The 13,297-nt window shown below is 51.3% G+C and carries 13 protein-coding genes; 7 read left to right on the forward strand and 6 right to left on the reverse strand.

Annotation, left to right across the window (positions count from 1 at the left end; translation table 11 throughout):
• Positions 1 to 18 precede the first annotated feature (18 nt).
• The 4 genes from BN3279_RS21780 to BN3279_RS24095 all read left to right on the forward strand — a co-directional run bounded on the left by BN3279_RS21780 (position 19) and on the right by BN3279_RS24095 (position 3,743).
• Positions 19 to 1,740 carry a DEAD/DEAH box helicase gene (locus BN3279_RS21780; protein ID WP_232436931.1) on the forward strand — a complete coding sequence of 574 codons (1,722 nt, stop codon included), beginning with the start codon at positions 19 to 21 and terminating at the stop codon, positions 1,738 to 1,740.
• Between the two features lie 6 nt (positions 1,741 to 1,746).
• A complete protein-coding gene (locus BN3279_RS21785; protein ID WP_059053922.1) occupies positions 1,747 to 2,712 on the forward strand; it encodes a YqhG family protein in 966 nt (321 codons plus the stop codon).
• A 166-nt stretch (positions 2,713 to 2,878) separates the two neighbouring features.
• On the forward strand, positions 2,879 to 3,322 hold the full coding sequence (locus BN3279_RS21790) for a hypothetical protein (protein ID WP_059053924.1): 444 nt from the start codon (positions 2,879 to 2,881) through the stop codon (positions 3,320 to 3,322).
• The gene (locus tag BN3279_RS24095; RefSeq protein ID WP_059053926.1) at positions 3,276 to 3,743 is read left to right on the forward strand and encodes a hypothetical protein; all 468 of its coding nucleotides are present in this window, start codon (positions 3,276 to 3,278) and stop codon (positions 3,741 to 3,743) included. The genes BN3279_RS21790 and BN3279_RS24095 overlap by 47 nt, the downstream gene beginning before the upstream one ends.
• Before the next feature lie 150 nt (positions 3,744 to 3,893).
• On the opposite strand, the gene BN3279_RS21800 is transcribed toward BN3279_RS24095, so the two are convergent.
• Positions 3,894 to 4,121: a YqzE family protein gene (locus tag BN3279_RS21800; RefSeq protein ID WP_059053928.1), complete on the reverse strand. Its 228-nt coding sequence runs from the start codon at positions 4,119 to 4,121 to the stop codon at positions 3,894 to 3,896.
• A 163-nt stretch (positions 4,122 to 4,284) separates the two neighbouring features.
• Between BN3279_RS21800 and BN3279_RS21805 the strand changes: the two genes are divergently transcribed.
• Entirely contained in the window at positions 4,285 to 4,992 is a 708-nt protein-coding gene (locus tag BN3279_RS21805; protein ID WP_059053930.1) for an N-acetylmuramoyl-L-alanine amidase family protein, read from the forward strand.
• On the opposite strand, the gene BN3279_RS21810 is transcribed toward BN3279_RS21805, so the two are convergent.
• The 4 genes from BN3279_RS21810 to BN3279_RS21825 form a co-directional block, all read right to left on the reverse strand.
• Positions 4,979 to 5,896: a divergent polysaccharide deacetylase family protein gene (locus BN3279_RS21810; protein WP_059053932.1), complete on the reverse strand. Its 918-nt coding sequence runs from the start codon at positions 5,894 to 5,896 to the stop codon at positions 4,979 to 4,981. The genes BN3279_RS21805 and BN3279_RS21810 overlap by 14 nt on opposite strands.
• 67 nt (positions 5,897 to 5,963) lie before the next feature.
• A complete protein-coding gene (locus tag BN3279_RS21815) occupies positions 5,964 to 6,974 on the reverse strand; it encodes a Gfo/Idh/MocA family protein (protein ID WP_059053934.1) in 1,011 nt (336 codons plus the stop codon).
• A 53-nt stretch (positions 6,975 to 7,027) separates the two neighbouring features.
• Positions 7,028 to 7,867, reverse strand: a complete 840-nt coding sequence (locus BN3279_RS21820; RefSeq protein WP_059053935.1) for a sugar phosphate isomerase/epimerase family protein — start codon at positions 7,865 to 7,867, stop codon at positions 7,028 to 7,030.
• A gap of 40 nt (positions 7,868 to 7,907) precedes the next feature.
• Positions 7,908 to 8,513 (reverse strand): carbohydrate-binding family 9-like protein, encoded by a 606-nt coding sequence (locus BN3279_RS21825; RefSeq protein WP_059054643.1) that lies wholly within the window; start codon positions 8,511 to 8,513, stop codon positions 7,908 to 7,910.
• A 216-nt stretch (positions 8,514 to 8,729) separates the two neighbouring features.
• Between BN3279_RS21825 and BN3279_RS21830 the strand changes: the two genes are divergently transcribed.
• Positions 8,730 to 9,635 (forward strand): AraC family transcriptional regulator, encoded by a 906-nt coding sequence (locus BN3279_RS21830; RefSeq protein ID WP_059053938.1) that lies wholly within the window; start codon positions 8,730 to 8,732, stop codon positions 9,633 to 9,635.
• A gap of 234 nt (positions 9,636 to 9,869) precedes the next feature.
• Complete coding sequence (locus tag BN3279_RS21835; RefSeq protein ID WP_232436906.1) at positions 9,870 to 11,633, forward strand: leucine-rich repeat domain-containing protein; 1,764 nt, start codon at positions 9,870 to 9,872, stop codon at positions 11,631 to 11,633.
• Between the two features lie 40 nt (positions 11,634 to 11,673).
• Here the strand turns inward: BN3279_RS21835 and BN3279_RS21840 are convergent, their stop codons facing one another.
• Positions 11,674 to 12,696 carry a LacI family DNA-binding transcriptional regulator gene (locus BN3279_RS21840; RefSeq protein ID WP_059053942.1) on the reverse strand — a complete coding sequence of 341 codons (1,023 nt, stop codon included), beginning with the start codon at positions 12,694 to 12,696 and terminating at the stop codon, positions 11,674 to 11,676.
• Between the last annotated feature and the right edge of the window lie 601 nt (positions 12,697 to 13,297).

The following is a 13,297-nucleotide window of genomic DNA, read 5'->3' on the forward strand; positions in this document are numbered from 1 at the left end:
ACGGAACAGGCCACAAATATCCGTCTTACTCCCGAGTTTGACCGTAACTGGTTCAGCGAATTGACCACTCGGCAGCAGAAGGGCGGCCCTTGGGACGACTGGAAGCTGTTTAACCTTGCCCTTAAGGCCGAGACGGCCTCACTCGTCACTAGCTTTGAGGAGATGCAATGCCTGAAGCATCTGCAGGATGTGACCCCGCTGCCGCATCAGACGGAAACCGCACGCAAAGTGCTGTTTGAGATGCGTGGACGCGCCATTCTCGCTGACGAGGTGGGGCTGGGCAAGACGATTGAAGCGGGTTTGATTTTGAAGGAATATATCGTACGCGGACTCGTTCGCAAAATATTGATTCTTGTTCCCGCATCCCTGGTCCTCCAATGGGTACGAGAGCTGAACCAGAAGTTCGGCATTCCTGCGGTAGCCCAGAAGAAGGAGCATTCCTGGCAAAATGACGTTGTCGTTGCTTCCATGGACACGGCCAAGCGCGACCCGCATAAGAGCATCCTGCTGAGTCAGGAATACGACATGCTGATCGTCGATGAAGCCCACAAGCTGAAGAACAAGAAAACGACCAATTACCAGCTCATGCTGCAATTACGCAAGAAATACTGCCTGCTGCTCACCGCTACTCCGGTTCAGAACGATTTGAGCGAGCTTTTCAACCTGATTACGCTGCTCAAGCCGGGCCAGCTTGGTGGGCATAGCGACTTCTCGGCGAACTTCGTCGTTGATAAGCGGCTTCCCAAGAATGAAGATCAGTTGAAGGACGAATTGTCCAAAGTAATGATCCGCAACCGTCGGGGGGACGGTCAGCTTGAATTCACCAAGCGCATCGTTCGTAATATCGATGTGGAGCTATCGCAGGAAGAGAAGAATCTCTACGCCGGCGTGACCTCCTTCGTTAAGGATCAATACCATGCCGCTGGCGGTGATCTGAACAGCATGTTGTCGCTTGTCACCTTGCAGCGGGAAGTATGCAGCAGCCGGGATGCCGTGTTCGTTACTCTCGTTAATCTCTCGAAGAAGCTCGACCCCGACTCTCCGATTCGGGATCGAATCTGGGAGCTGGTGGACCTGATTCGGCAGATTGGGGCGAATAGCAAGGCCGAGAAGACCATGGAACTGGTGAGGGAAATGAACGACAAGGTTATTGTCTTCACCGAATACCGGGCCACTCAAGAATATTTGTTAAAATACTTCCGCGATCGCGGCATGACGGCTGTGCCTTACCGAGGTGGCATGAATCGAGGTAAGAAGGACTGGATGATGGACCTCTTCCGCGGCCGGGCGCAGGTCATGATTGCTACGGAAGCCGGAGGCGAAGGCATCAACCTCCAATTCTGCCACCATATGATCAACTTCGATCTGCCCTGGAACCCGATGCGGGTTGAACAGCGAATCGGAAGGGTCCACCGGCTGGGACAGACGCAGGACGTTAAGATCTACAACTTGTCCACGCAGGGAACGATCGAAGAGCATATTCTCCATCTCCTGCATGAGAAGATCAATATGTTCGAGAAGGTCATCGGCCATCTGGATGTCATTCTGGAACGGTTTGAGAAGCAGCATTCTTTGGAGAAGAGCATCTACAAGATGATTCTGGAATCCGGCAGCGAAGATGAAATTGCCAGTCGCGTGGAAACCTTAGGCCGAGAGTTTAATCATATTCAATCTGAGCTGGATGCCGAAGCGGATACAACTGCGCCAGATGGCGGACTTCAGCATTTATTGGGAGGGTGACTCGGTATGTCCATGACCCATGAACAAATTCGTGACTTTGTCATGACCTATCTGGAAGCAACAGAATGCAATATTCTGGAAAAGTCACCGCATCACGTTACGGTCAAACTGTCGCCCCGTGCTGACCGCGACCTGACGAACCGCCCCTACTATTGGGGGTTCATTGAGCGAACGGGAGCCGAGCCGGAGACCATGTCCTTCTCGTTTATCTTCAATCCGGAGCAGCATCACGCGGCTGAGAAGAAGGCGCAAGCGGCGGCGACCAAGAATAGCGAACCTGCTTCAGGAGAAGCCCAAGCCGAAGAGGATAGCATTCTGGGCCGTTACTTTGGCGGAGTCAGACCGCTGCCTATACTTGGGCCGGGCCGGATTCAGCGAGAAGAGTTGACCTTCGGCAGCCCAAGACTGGGACAAATTTTCGAAGCTACTAGACGCGGAGGAAGATACGTCTATCTGTTTGAAGAGACAGCCCCTCGCCAGCGCTTGTCTCTGTTGCCTGCCGCTTATGAACCGTGGCTGGGCGTTTGCTTCAAGGTCGAATTCTCCTGTGATATGAAGCGGGAGGAGCTGCATAACTACGGGATTTCCCTGCTGAGCGGGAAGTTGGATGAATCGTTTCAAGAGCGGCTGGCCACTAAGAATCTCTCCCCTCGTCTGCCCGAGAACGTGCATATCGAGCCCACTGAGTTGACGCTTGACGAAGGTCGTCAAGCTTTGGAGGCAAGGATTTCCGCCAAGCTGGAGAGCTATGACGAGAGCTGGGCGACCGCAGCCAGAGAGCGGCTGAACGATGAACTTGCTCTCATCGACGCCTACTACCGCGACTTGCTTCAGGACCCCGATGCCGAGCGAGCCGCAGGCGCGCAGGAGCAATACGAAGCCAGACGCAGCGAAATACGCTGGCAGTACGAGCCGAGAATTGTCGTATCGGCTTTGGGCTGCGGCATCTTTCATCTACGTTCGCCACGCTAACCAGAAATAGACCTGACTCGCTAAAAGACCGCAAAAATAGAAGCGGATCATGCCGGCGCCGCGCGACAGGTTGCAACATCCTTTTCGAACCGGCTTCGGTACAATGGACAAGCAGCCAATGTCTCATGGCAATTAGCACCGATTAATCCCTAGGGAGGCGACAAACATGCCTATCGGAAAACCGGAAATAACGTGGTCGATCACCTGTAAAATACTACTGTGCGCTACGATGATATATAGTGCGGTAACTTTACCTTATAGTGGAAGCAGCACCGCCGAGGCTGCCCGGGCAGCAAGCGGTGCTGCAAGCCTGGCTACGGCTGGGAGCGCTGAACTCGGGCTGGAAGGCGCCCTGGCTCGGCTAAGCGGGGATCAAGCGCCTGAGGAGCTACGCCGCTTTGCGGCAGATGCTATCAGCAAGCTCGCCACCGCCGAGCCGTTCACCGCCTGGGCTGGCGCCAGCGCCAACATCGAGCCACTCGGGCCGGGCACCCATAGCTGGCTCGTGACCATCACCCCGCGGCGCCGTCCCGCTCTACGCCGGCCCGGCATTGACCGCGTGGATGGTTCGCCAGGATACCGGCGAACCCCAGTACGTCAATGCCGCTGACGGCGAATGGCTACCCGAGACCCCGGGTAGCTGGGACAAGCAGGCGGCGAAGTATACGCCGCCACGCCAGGCCGCAAGCAGCCGCAGCACGCTTGCGCCAGGACGTCTCGCGCTGACTGCCGAGCGCTTCGACCCCTATGACAACCTGCTGTGGATGACGGGCGAATCCGTCGCCGTGGATACCAGCAGCTTTATCGCCAAGCTCAAAGCCAGCAAACAACTGGTCTATGCCACCTCCGGGCAGGACCGCACCTATTCCTTCCCGCTGGCAGTGTATGGCTATCAGACCTGGACCGGAGGCAGCTCCTCGCAAGCCTCCGAGCCAGGAAATGCCGTCTACGTTGTCACCAGCTCAGACAGCACCATGCGCGTCATCGCGCTCGACGCCTTAACCAGCAGCGGTAAATTTACAGCATATTAAACATTATCAATGATTGACGTTTCACACAGACCATAGGCAATTATTCTCTCTAGATACACAAAAAGCAGGCCCCTCTCCCTTTTTGGGATTACAGTGGCCTGCTTTTGTTCTGTATTTCATCCTGTTCAGCGGTGATAAACATCCCCACACTCAGCCGCGTCCTGATCTCGACTCGGTTTCCTTCCCTTTTCCCTTCCTCCGATTCACCTTGGGCAATTCCTTCGCCCATAAAGAAAGGGAGAACGGAATCATGCCGAACCAGCGCCGTGTCCAGGGTTCTCTGGGCTTGGAACGCTCACGTCGAACCTCACGGGGTGTCTCAACGTAATCCACAACACGTTCGGTAATGTACTTGACCAACTCGTCCCCTTTGGCCATGGAGATAACCTCCTTTATGCTGTAGCTATCCTTTGCTATCAGTGTGTCCGGGTCGGTCATCTTTTAACCCGTTCGTTCCCCGGCATGCATGATTTAACCCATCCAGGATCAATCTATAGAAGTATGGTGAACACTAAGCCAAACCGCGTGAAAGGTGAGATTCATGAGACAAACTGCCCTTATTTTGCTTGCCCTGCTGGTCTTTCTTCCCCTTGCCTTGGTGGGGGGAGTCCCGTTCGCACGGGCGGAAGGAGACAACGACTTCCGGCACGCCTTCCCTGAGCCAGTCATTCTCATCGATGCGGGGCATGGTGGAATCGACGGAGGCACCTCTTTCGAGCAGATTCTGGAGAAGGATATTAATTTGGACATCGGACGCAGGCTGTACCTCGTGCTTCGCAGCCATGGCTACCGAGCCATTTTGAACCGTACGGGTGATTACGCTCTGAGTGATGATAATCGCTGGTCACGCAGCCGCTCCCGTCATCTTCGAGATCTGGCTCAGCGTAAGGAGTTAAGCGAGCAAGTGCCTGCGGTTATTGTAGTTAGCCTGCATGTCAATTGGGGCAAGAACAAGAGCAGGCGCGGCCCCCTGGTGCTGCATCAGAACGAAGGCCGAAGCGCTTACCTGGCGAATGCCATCCAGCAGTCTCTCGAACGACTTTATGATCCGAACTTACAGGTATCGCGCATCCCCGAGCTTGGCAAGCCTTTCTACTTGCTAAATCATATCGACTGCCCTGCCGTGATTGTGGAGACAGGCTTCCTAAGTAACGCAGAAGACCGCGCCCTTCTTACGAATGGGCGCGGTCAGCAGAGAATCGCCGAAGCGTTGTACCTTGGAATTATGGAATACCTTACGGTAATGTGAACCCCGGTCCCGGAGATACTCCGGGACTGATCTGTTCCTGGGCAAGCTGGCGAATACCGATAAACTCCACGCCGTCTGCTTGCATTAGCGGAATGTACTTCTTCAATACGGCGGCTGACTTTCGGCCATGAACACCAACATGTCCGATCAATACACAGTTGTCGCGGCTCTCCAGCAATTGCTGAGCCTTCCGAAGCTGACCCGCCATATGATTCTCGGTATGCAAATCATCCAGGAAGAGATGATTTTCCAGTTGTGGCAGTCCCTTCTCCAGACTTAGCCGTCCCACGACGGAACGGTAGTTGGTCTTACTATCTACGAAGAAAAGCCCACGCTCTCGGCATACCTCCAGAATGACTGACATAACCCGATCGTCTCCGGTCACCTTGGAGCCCATATGATTGTTAATCCCAACGGCATATGGCACTTGATCGATGGCTGCTTCTACCCTTTGTCTGACTTCGGCATCCGTCATTCGGGTCAGAATCGCGCCAGGACCCAGCCATTCCGGTCGTCCCTGCTTGGGCTCCAGCGGCAGATGCACCAGCACATCATGCCCAAGCTTATGGGCACGGAGCGCATCCTCCCGTGAGGTTGGGAGGAAAGGCATTACCGCAACCGTCAAATGCACCGGCAAGGATAGCATTTCCTCCGTGCCACCCATGTTGTTGCCCAAATCATCAATAATGACTACCAGCTTGCGGGATTTCTCCCCCCGCTTCCCCGTCTCTATCCGTGAATTCGGTCCCGCCGTCACCGACTTGGACTTCACGACAGCAGAAGCAGACGGCAGAAACAGCGTAGAGGATGCCGCTTTCGCCATTGGCAGGTTGAATTCCAGCCCGCTACCAACACATAAGGCAGCTATAATTATGAAGGTTGAACATCTTGTCTTGACTAACATGGACATCACGCCTCCTCCATGCTAGTATGACTGTCCCTTCCCGGAAACATGCGTTACTCGCATGATATTACAGACTAACCCAAGCGCCTCCAGCCTTGGCCGATTGCTCTTCGCCTTCTACCAGCACCACGGAATCCGCTGCACTTTCCGGTGTACAAATTACAATTTCTGTATTGTTTTCGATAGCTCCAATAAAGTGCTTCAGTTCGCGATAATATCCGTCTTCCCCGGACAATTCTGCCTTGAAGCCCGGCTGATCGTTAGGGTTCACCGTTACTGTACCGCCATCAAATACGATGTTGCCCCGCTCGAAGTTAACGCGGTAGCCCATGTAAAAACCGTGGTCCCCTTCCAGCGTCCAGTCCACCTGCGAGTTAATGACCTTGCCATCCGGATAGGCATAATGTGTAGATGCCATGTCATAGCCGCTGCCCGGAATCACGTTGCGTCCGATGGTGGATACCTTCTCCGGTGTTCCGAACAACCACTGAATCATATCGGAATCATGGATATGCATATCCAGCAAAGCGCCGCCGCTCAAGCTTTCGTCCAGGAACCAGTTCTTAGGAGCTCCCGAGCCGCGATAGAAATAGCCCGCCGTCACCTTACCGAAACGTTCCTCCTCAACGGTTGCTTTCAGATATTCATAACCTGGCCAGAAGCGCAGACATTGCCCGATCATCAGCTTTCTGTCGTGCTTGCGGGCCGTTTCGGCCATCTTGAGTGCATCCGCTGAATAACGGGCCATCGGCTTCTCACAGAACACATGATAGCCACGTTCCAGCAACGAACACGCCATCTCGGCATGGATATAGGTCGGAACAGCAAGGTCAATCATATCCAGTTCTTCCGCAGCTACCATCTTCTCGATGTCATCATATAACCGGTAGGAAGACAGATCATAAACCTCCTGACCTGTAGACATATTTCCGCCTGCTTTGCTATCCTTCAATTCGTCGATAATCAAGTCACAGATAGCCACCAGTTCGATCTGCTGTCCTTCATTCATCAGACGTACATAATTATCAAAATGCATCCGGCCCATAAAACCGAAGCCAACCAATCCAATCTTCAACATATCGCTTCCTCCTCAAAATAAGAATAATGCGTGATCAAAAGATGATTTTTGAACTATCTTCCCAGAATAGCGTCCATGGCCGCTGAAGTATTGTAAATAATTTGATGCGCATGATGCTCGTAGTGAGGGATCATTTCGGCCGTGACGTAATTGGTATAACCTACCTCCTGTAGAGCAGCAACAACGGCAGGGTAGTCTACATTGCCGGCCAGCAAGTCCACGAATCCATGCAACCCGCCTGCTTCACGACGGTAATCCTTGAAGTGTACCTTCTTGATACGTGAGCCGAGAATGCGCACCCAATGCTCCGGATAACCCGAATACACCACGTTGCCGATGTCGAGATAGGAGCCGACATAAGGCGAGTTCACAGCATCCAGGAAGCCGCGCATTTCCAGCGGAGACAACAAGAATTTGTTCCATACATTTTCGATCCCGATGGAGACGCCCACCTTCTCGGCTTCCGAGGACAGCTTCGTAATGGCCTCCAGCGCACGGTCATAAGCTTTATCATAAGGTACAACCTCGGAGCCAGGGATAAAGTCTACGCCAACCGCTCCCGGAATAACCAGAATCGCATCCACACCCAGTGCTGCCGCCAGCTCCAACTGCTTTTTGCAAACATCGGCCGCCTTAATCCGATTGGACTCCTGCTCGCTGGTCATGGAATAGGACCAATACAAGCCGGTAGCCAGGCCGCAAATTTCCAGCCCCTCATCGTCTAATTGACGGCGGATTTGTTGTACCTCTTTGTCCGTAGTCTTCAGCCCGAGTTCACCGTCTTCATTAAGGGACAGCTCGATCCCTTCGAACCCGGCCGCCTTAGCTACGCGAATGCTTTCCGCAATGGTTGTCCCCTCAGGGAAGGACCAAATGTTAATACCCTTTTTCATCGTAAATTCCTCCGTTTTCTAAATTTATATATATGGAATGTTAAATAACAAACTGCAACCGGCCAAAGTGTGAGGGAATGTGAAAATTAACCTCGCCTGTTGGCCCCCACGCCTGATACTCTCTAGTTCCATCTGGCTGTTCGTCAATGCGATAGAAGTTAACCCGCCACTCCGTCCCCGCCACCGGGGCTGGGGCAAAGTCTTCCCAAGGCAGCCGTAATTCATAGATTCGTCCATAGGACTCCTCGGCAACGACATTCGTGTCCAGCCGCTCCATGTTCCAGGAGGTATCGCCCTGAATCCGTCCATCCTCAGCTCGCTCAATCCAGGCATCGAAGATGACATTTAACGGACTGACCTCGATTTCGATGTAACGTCGGCCTTCACCGCTCACGTCAATGAACACTTCCACGACATCCTGCTCATACAGCGGGTCGTCCCGATTTTCAAAATGAGATATCGCATATGAATCCTTGCACCGGAATTGAATATGCCACGCTTCGGTTGTCCAACAAGTACGTACCTCTGTTGGCTCCTTGACCGCCTTCCCCGTTACCGTATCAACCAGTGGAACAGGCGTGATTTGATCCCAGGGAATACTTGCAGGCTGGTCTGCCACAAGCTGCTCGCACAAATATACCGGCACGTTGATGCCCACCTGCAAAACCGTTACAACCACCTCCTATTTGCATTTTTCCGTTGGTTAGTTTCTCAAGTGATTAGAATTAATATTTGTGGTTTACATCTTTAATTATATTGATTTAGTGAAAATAATTATTTAGCGCAAAAAGATAATTTTTGTCTTATTCCGTGATAATATAAATTGAAGTAGGTTACATGCAGGATAAGGAGGAATCACCTGATGAGCGAGGAGTACCTGCCAGCCGTCAAGACGCAACAAGTCCCCTTTACCGCCTGGTCGCCAGGCATCCATTATGCCCAGTTCCAAACCCTTGCCCCTTGCCATTTCCCGGTGAGAAGACTCTATGATTTTGAGCTGCTTTATGTAGTCCAGGGTGAACTCATAACAACCATGCATGAGCAGCGTTATGTACTGTCCGCGGGACAGCTCGTCTTCCTGTCACCCGGGGTCTATCACCAGAATGAAATTGTGGGCAGACCGGAAACGAAACTGATGGGTATTCATTTTGATTTTTTTGGTGAGCTGATGATTCGCAGAGAAGAAGATTTGATTGTGGGAGAGGACGAATTAGTCTGGGATAAGCTGGCGGCTGAACCGATCATCGGGGGAAGTCCCGTCTTCTCTACCGACCCGCTCTACACCCCGTCCCTGGAGTGCGTGCAATTTATGGAGCAGCTTATTCATGAATTCGCAAGACGCGATCTGGGTTATGAATTGCTGTGTAAGGGATTAATGCTGGAAATACTCGCGCGCCTGCTGCGCTCGCAAATGACCCGGCGGATTGCCGGTGTATCAGAGCATGGCGAGCGAATTGAGCGGCTGACGGAGCGGATGGACGCAACTCCGGCGGAAGACTGGTCCAATCGGCGAATTGCTGCCGAATTGCAAATGAGCATCGATCATGCTGCGAAGCTGTTCCGCCAGGTCGTAGGCGTTCCTCCCGGGGAATTCGTCAGAGGGCTGCGGCACCGTGAGGCGTGCAAGCTGCTTCGGGATACGGAGTGGACAATTGAAGAAGTTGGAGCCCAGGTTGGCTACCCGGATATTCACCATTTCAGCCGATTGTTCCGAGCCAATGAAGGAATATCACCCCGCGCCTACCGCAAGCTTTCCAGTATTTTGTAGAAGCACTGCGACTATCGGCTTATTTTCAGCAGCAGAGGCTGCTTGTGGTGCAACCATTTTTGTCACACTTCGTACAATTTAATTAGCAGAATACAACCGGTGTAAAAGAGCAAACAGGTGCGAGGAGAGTGGAGCATGAGTCTTATCCAGTTAAAATGTCCAAATTGCGGGGGCCAAATCAGTCAGAAGAATGACGATGTGTTCCAATGTCCCTTCTGTAATACAGAACTAATTATGAAGAAAAATCATGTGTATCATGTCGACCAGACCATTAACAACTACTACGGGACAACGCCCGCTCAAGTGCGGCCAGCACCAAATACGAAGTGGATTGCAGCCCTGGTTCTGGTTATATTGGCTGGATTTTTGGTTTTTATTTTCTTAAATAGCGCTACCTCGGTCAGACAGGAACAGGCGCAAGTGACTGCGGTGCGAACGATGCCGGAGAGCGAAGTGCTCCTCTCCTTCGTACAGCAGGTTTTGGATAAGGGGAACGTACAGCCAACCACTGAGGACTTGGCCCGCATACGCTCTCTTTCGGTGCAATATATCGATAATCAGTGGCATTTTGCCTACAGCCTGGAGGACCCATCTACCAATGGAAGCAGTGCACCGCAGGTTTATGTGATGCAAGACAAACTGTTAAATACCCAGCGCATAGAGCAGAAGGACTTTGAGGCATTTACCGGACTAACCTTGCTTGAGTTCAATAATACCTATGAAATCAACAAATCTGAATCACTTAGTCTCGCTCATTTGCAGCATCTCAAGAGCTTTGGCGGGAGCTTTAATGAATCTTTCCAGCAGGCAGCCGCCTATTTGGGCGACAAATCCCGCGTGCAATCGCTCACGACACAAATCCGCAACAATACAGAGCTTGCACTATTACTTGAATTTAAAAATCTGCACTCCCTGAATCTGACTTATGTAGATGAATCTGTGACAGACTTTCATTTACTAGGTCAACTGCCCTTGGAAAGCTTGACCGTCACAGGGCTAGATGATTTCAACTGGATCGGCGCCATGACCAATCTGAAATCTTTAGGAATTGGATATAGTGAGGCGACTGACTTCAATGCCTTGTATGGGCTGACCGCACTGGAAGAGCTGCGTCTTAGCTTTGACTCCAATTTGAAAACGCTGGATTTTGTGGCCAACATGCCCAATCTGCAACTTTTAGAGTTAACAAACAGCAATATTTCCAATCTGGAGGCATTGCGCGACAAGAAGTCCCTGACCCGAGTCTACTTGTCCTCCGTACATCAACTGGATCAAGTGGATGTCCTGAATTCTCTCCCCTCACTGAAGGAAATCAGCCTGCAGGGGTATTATGGCAAAGCCGCGCAACTGCAATTGACGCATCTAACCAAGGCAGAACTCCCGATTGGTTTTGTGACACAACTGGACGCCCCTGCCCTTCTCTCGTTAACTGTGGATGCAAACGACGAGGAAATGCCTTTGTCGTTACTCCGGTCCTTCCCTAAGCTGGAGCATTTGACGATTAGCGAGGCTTATCCTCTTGTGGACATTCAAGCGCTGAATCAACTGACGAACATGCGCACGCTTGTGCTGCACGATATGTTTTTTGCAGAGGGAGTACGTGATTTGTTTACATTGCAGCAAGTGACCACGCTCGACTGCCATGAATGTATCCTCACCCTTGATGACAAAGAGCCCATTACGGATTCGGGACTGGAACATTTACGACTGACCAAGCCTTCTTTCCGGGTCGATCAGGACTATGTCAATGAACTGGACAAAGTGATGCCCTACTTCGCCGGGTTGACTTCACTGCAATCCTTCTCGATGCAGGATAGTGTGATGCAGTCGCTGGCCTTTATGGAGAACTGGCAGCAAATAGAAGAGCTCCATCTGGAGAACAATGCCATAACCGACTTGCAGCCGCTTATACAGTTGCCTAATTTGAAACAGCTTTATCTGATCGGCAATCCGGTAAGAAATGCATCGGTATTAAGCGAGCAGGTTCATATGTATTAGCCCACCCACGCTCCAACATAAAAAAACTCCTCCAGGCAGCTTATTCGCTGCCCGAGGAGTGACGGAGCATGATTTTATATGGAATCATCAGCTTGACCGGAATAGCATAGCGGTTCTCTAAATAATCCAGCAGCATCTTGACCGCAAACATGCCCATTTCCAGCTTGGGAACATGAATGGTAGACAAAGGCGGAGAAGTAAACTCCGATATTTCAATATTATCTACCCCGAAGAAGGCAATATCCTCAGGAATCTTGAGTCCACGTTCCGTCGCCGCCCGCATCGCAGCAATCGCCATCATATCACTTGCCGAGAAGATCGCCGTTGGCCAGTTCCCATGTGTCTGGAAGGCTTGCTTGGTCAGCTCGTAGCTTAGCGCTACGTCCCACTTCACATCAATGACCCAATCATCGTTGATGGTTAGCCCCGCCTCTTGCATTGCGCTTTGGTAGCCAAGATAACGTCTTTCTTTGCGGAAGTCCCCGCCCAGTTCCGCACCACCGATATAAGCGATTTGCCGGTGTCCCTGGGAAATCAGATACTGGACCGCTTCCTTCGATGCGGATGCCCGGTCATAACGAACTGTAGGAATCTCCTTATCCGCCAGATCGATACCAACGATAACGCCGACGTTCTCCCGAAGCCACTTGTAGGCCTCGTATTCAATACGTTCGACAATCAAGACGCCGTCGGGACGGTGCTCCTTCACCAGCGCCTGCAATTGCTGGAGATCGCCTTGCTTCTCCAGACTGTGCACGAACTCCAGTCTCATACCGGATGCGGCCAGTTCCTTCTCGATTCCCTCCAGAATGACCGAGAAATAAGGATTATTGTACTTATTTTGAGGCATCGCCACGATGCAGCCTACCCGATAACTTAGCTTGGGCGCCTGCTTCTTGGCTTTATTGGCTCGCTGCGTATTATAACCAATTTGCTCGGCAGTTTCCCAAATTTTGCGCCTTGTCTCTTCGCTGACGGAGCGGTTGCCATCATTCTTCATGACTCGTGATACCGTTGAGATTGACACTCCTACCTGTTCGGCAATATCTTTTAAAGTCGCCATCTTTGTTCTGTTCCTCTCTGCAATCCCGTCGCAATAATTTCTATATAGTTGAACCCGGCTGAATGTGCCTTTAGTGGGAAATCCTCACGCTAATTCAGCGCATTTTCACCAAATCAAGGGTTTAGCGGGAATTTCTCATGTTAATTTAGTGGTTTTTTCACCAAAGCGGTCAATTCACCGCAATTAGCAGGACAAATTCCATATAAACAATCTATTTTCCGCTATATGAAGCCAATTAACAGGACTTTTTCCGTTAAGTTAAGTTGAATTAAGCTGAGTTGAGTTAGGATAAACCCTTAGGCCTCAAAATCCAGGCGTCCTCTGGCCTTCCTATGTCTTCTTAAGAATCTATCTCTCGCTTAGCATAATCTGCTTATCCCTTGGTTCAACTTCAATTTTATAAGATAGAACGCTTATCCAACTCAAAAAAAGAGAAAAATTGCGGCAAATTTATTCTACATTTCTTATCATCATATGTCAAGATTGCCTGGGTAAGGAACAGGCCATGTCCAGGGCTTCCCCTTCTGACATGGCCTGTTGGCGTTTGTATATGTTTACTGGTATTTGGGCTTTCTCTTAAAATTAGTGGTTGACGCGCAGC

The organism is Paenibacillus senegalimassiliensis, from assembly GCF_001486585.1.
Classification (GTDB): domain Bacteria; phylum Bacillota; class Bacilli; order Paenibacillales; family Paenibacillaceae; genus Fontibacillus; species Fontibacillus senegalimassiliensis.

What these genes read in the sequence shown, in the direction of transcription:
- BN3279_RS21785 (WP_059053922.1), top strand. Translation starts at nt 1,747, where the DNA reads ATGTCCATGACCCATGAACAAATTCGTGACTTTGTCATGACCTATCTG.
- BN3279_RS21790 (WP_059053924.1), top strand. Translation starts at nt 2,879, where the DNA reads ATGCCTATCGGAAAACCGGAAATAACGTGGTCGATCACCTGTAAAATA.
- BN3279_RS24095 (WP_059053926.1), top strand. Translation starts at nt 3,276, where the DNA reads ATGGTTCGCCAGGATACCGGCGAACCCCAGTACGTCAATGCCGCTGAC.
- BN3279_RS21800 (WP_059053928.1), bottom strand. Translation starts at nt 4,121, where the DNA reads ATGGCCAAAGGGGACGAGTTGGTCAAGTACATTACCGAACGTGTTGTG.
- BN3279_RS21805 (WP_059053930.1), top strand. Translation starts at nt 4,285, where the DNA reads ATGAGACAAACTGCCCTTATTTTGCTTGCCCTGCTGGTCTTTCTTCCC.
- BN3279_RS21810 (WP_059053932.1), bottom strand. Translation starts at nt 5,896, where the DNA reads ATGTTAGTCAAGACAAGATGTTCAACCTTCATAATTATAGCTGCCTTA.
- BN3279_RS21815 (WP_059053934.1), bottom strand. Translation starts at nt 6,974, where the DNA reads ATGTTGAAGATTGGATTGGTTGGCTTCGGTTTTATGGGCCGGATGCAT.
- BN3279_RS21820 (WP_059053935.1), bottom strand. Translation starts at nt 7,867, where the DNA reads ATGAAAAAGGGTATTAACATTTGGTCCTTCCCTGAGGGGACAACCATT.
- BN3279_RS21830 (WP_059053938.1), top strand. Translation starts at nt 8,730, where the DNA reads ATGAGCGAGGAGTACCTGCCAGCCGTCAAGACGCAACAAGTCCCCTTT.
- BN3279_RS21835 (WP_232436906.1), top strand. Translation starts at nt 9,870, where the DNA reads ATGAAGAAAAATCATGTGTATCATGTCGACCAGACCATTAACAACTAC.
- BN3279_RS21840 (WP_059053942.1), bottom strand. Translation starts at nt 12,696, where the DNA reads ATGGCGACTTTAAAAGATATTGCCGAACAGGTAGGAGTGTCAATCTCA.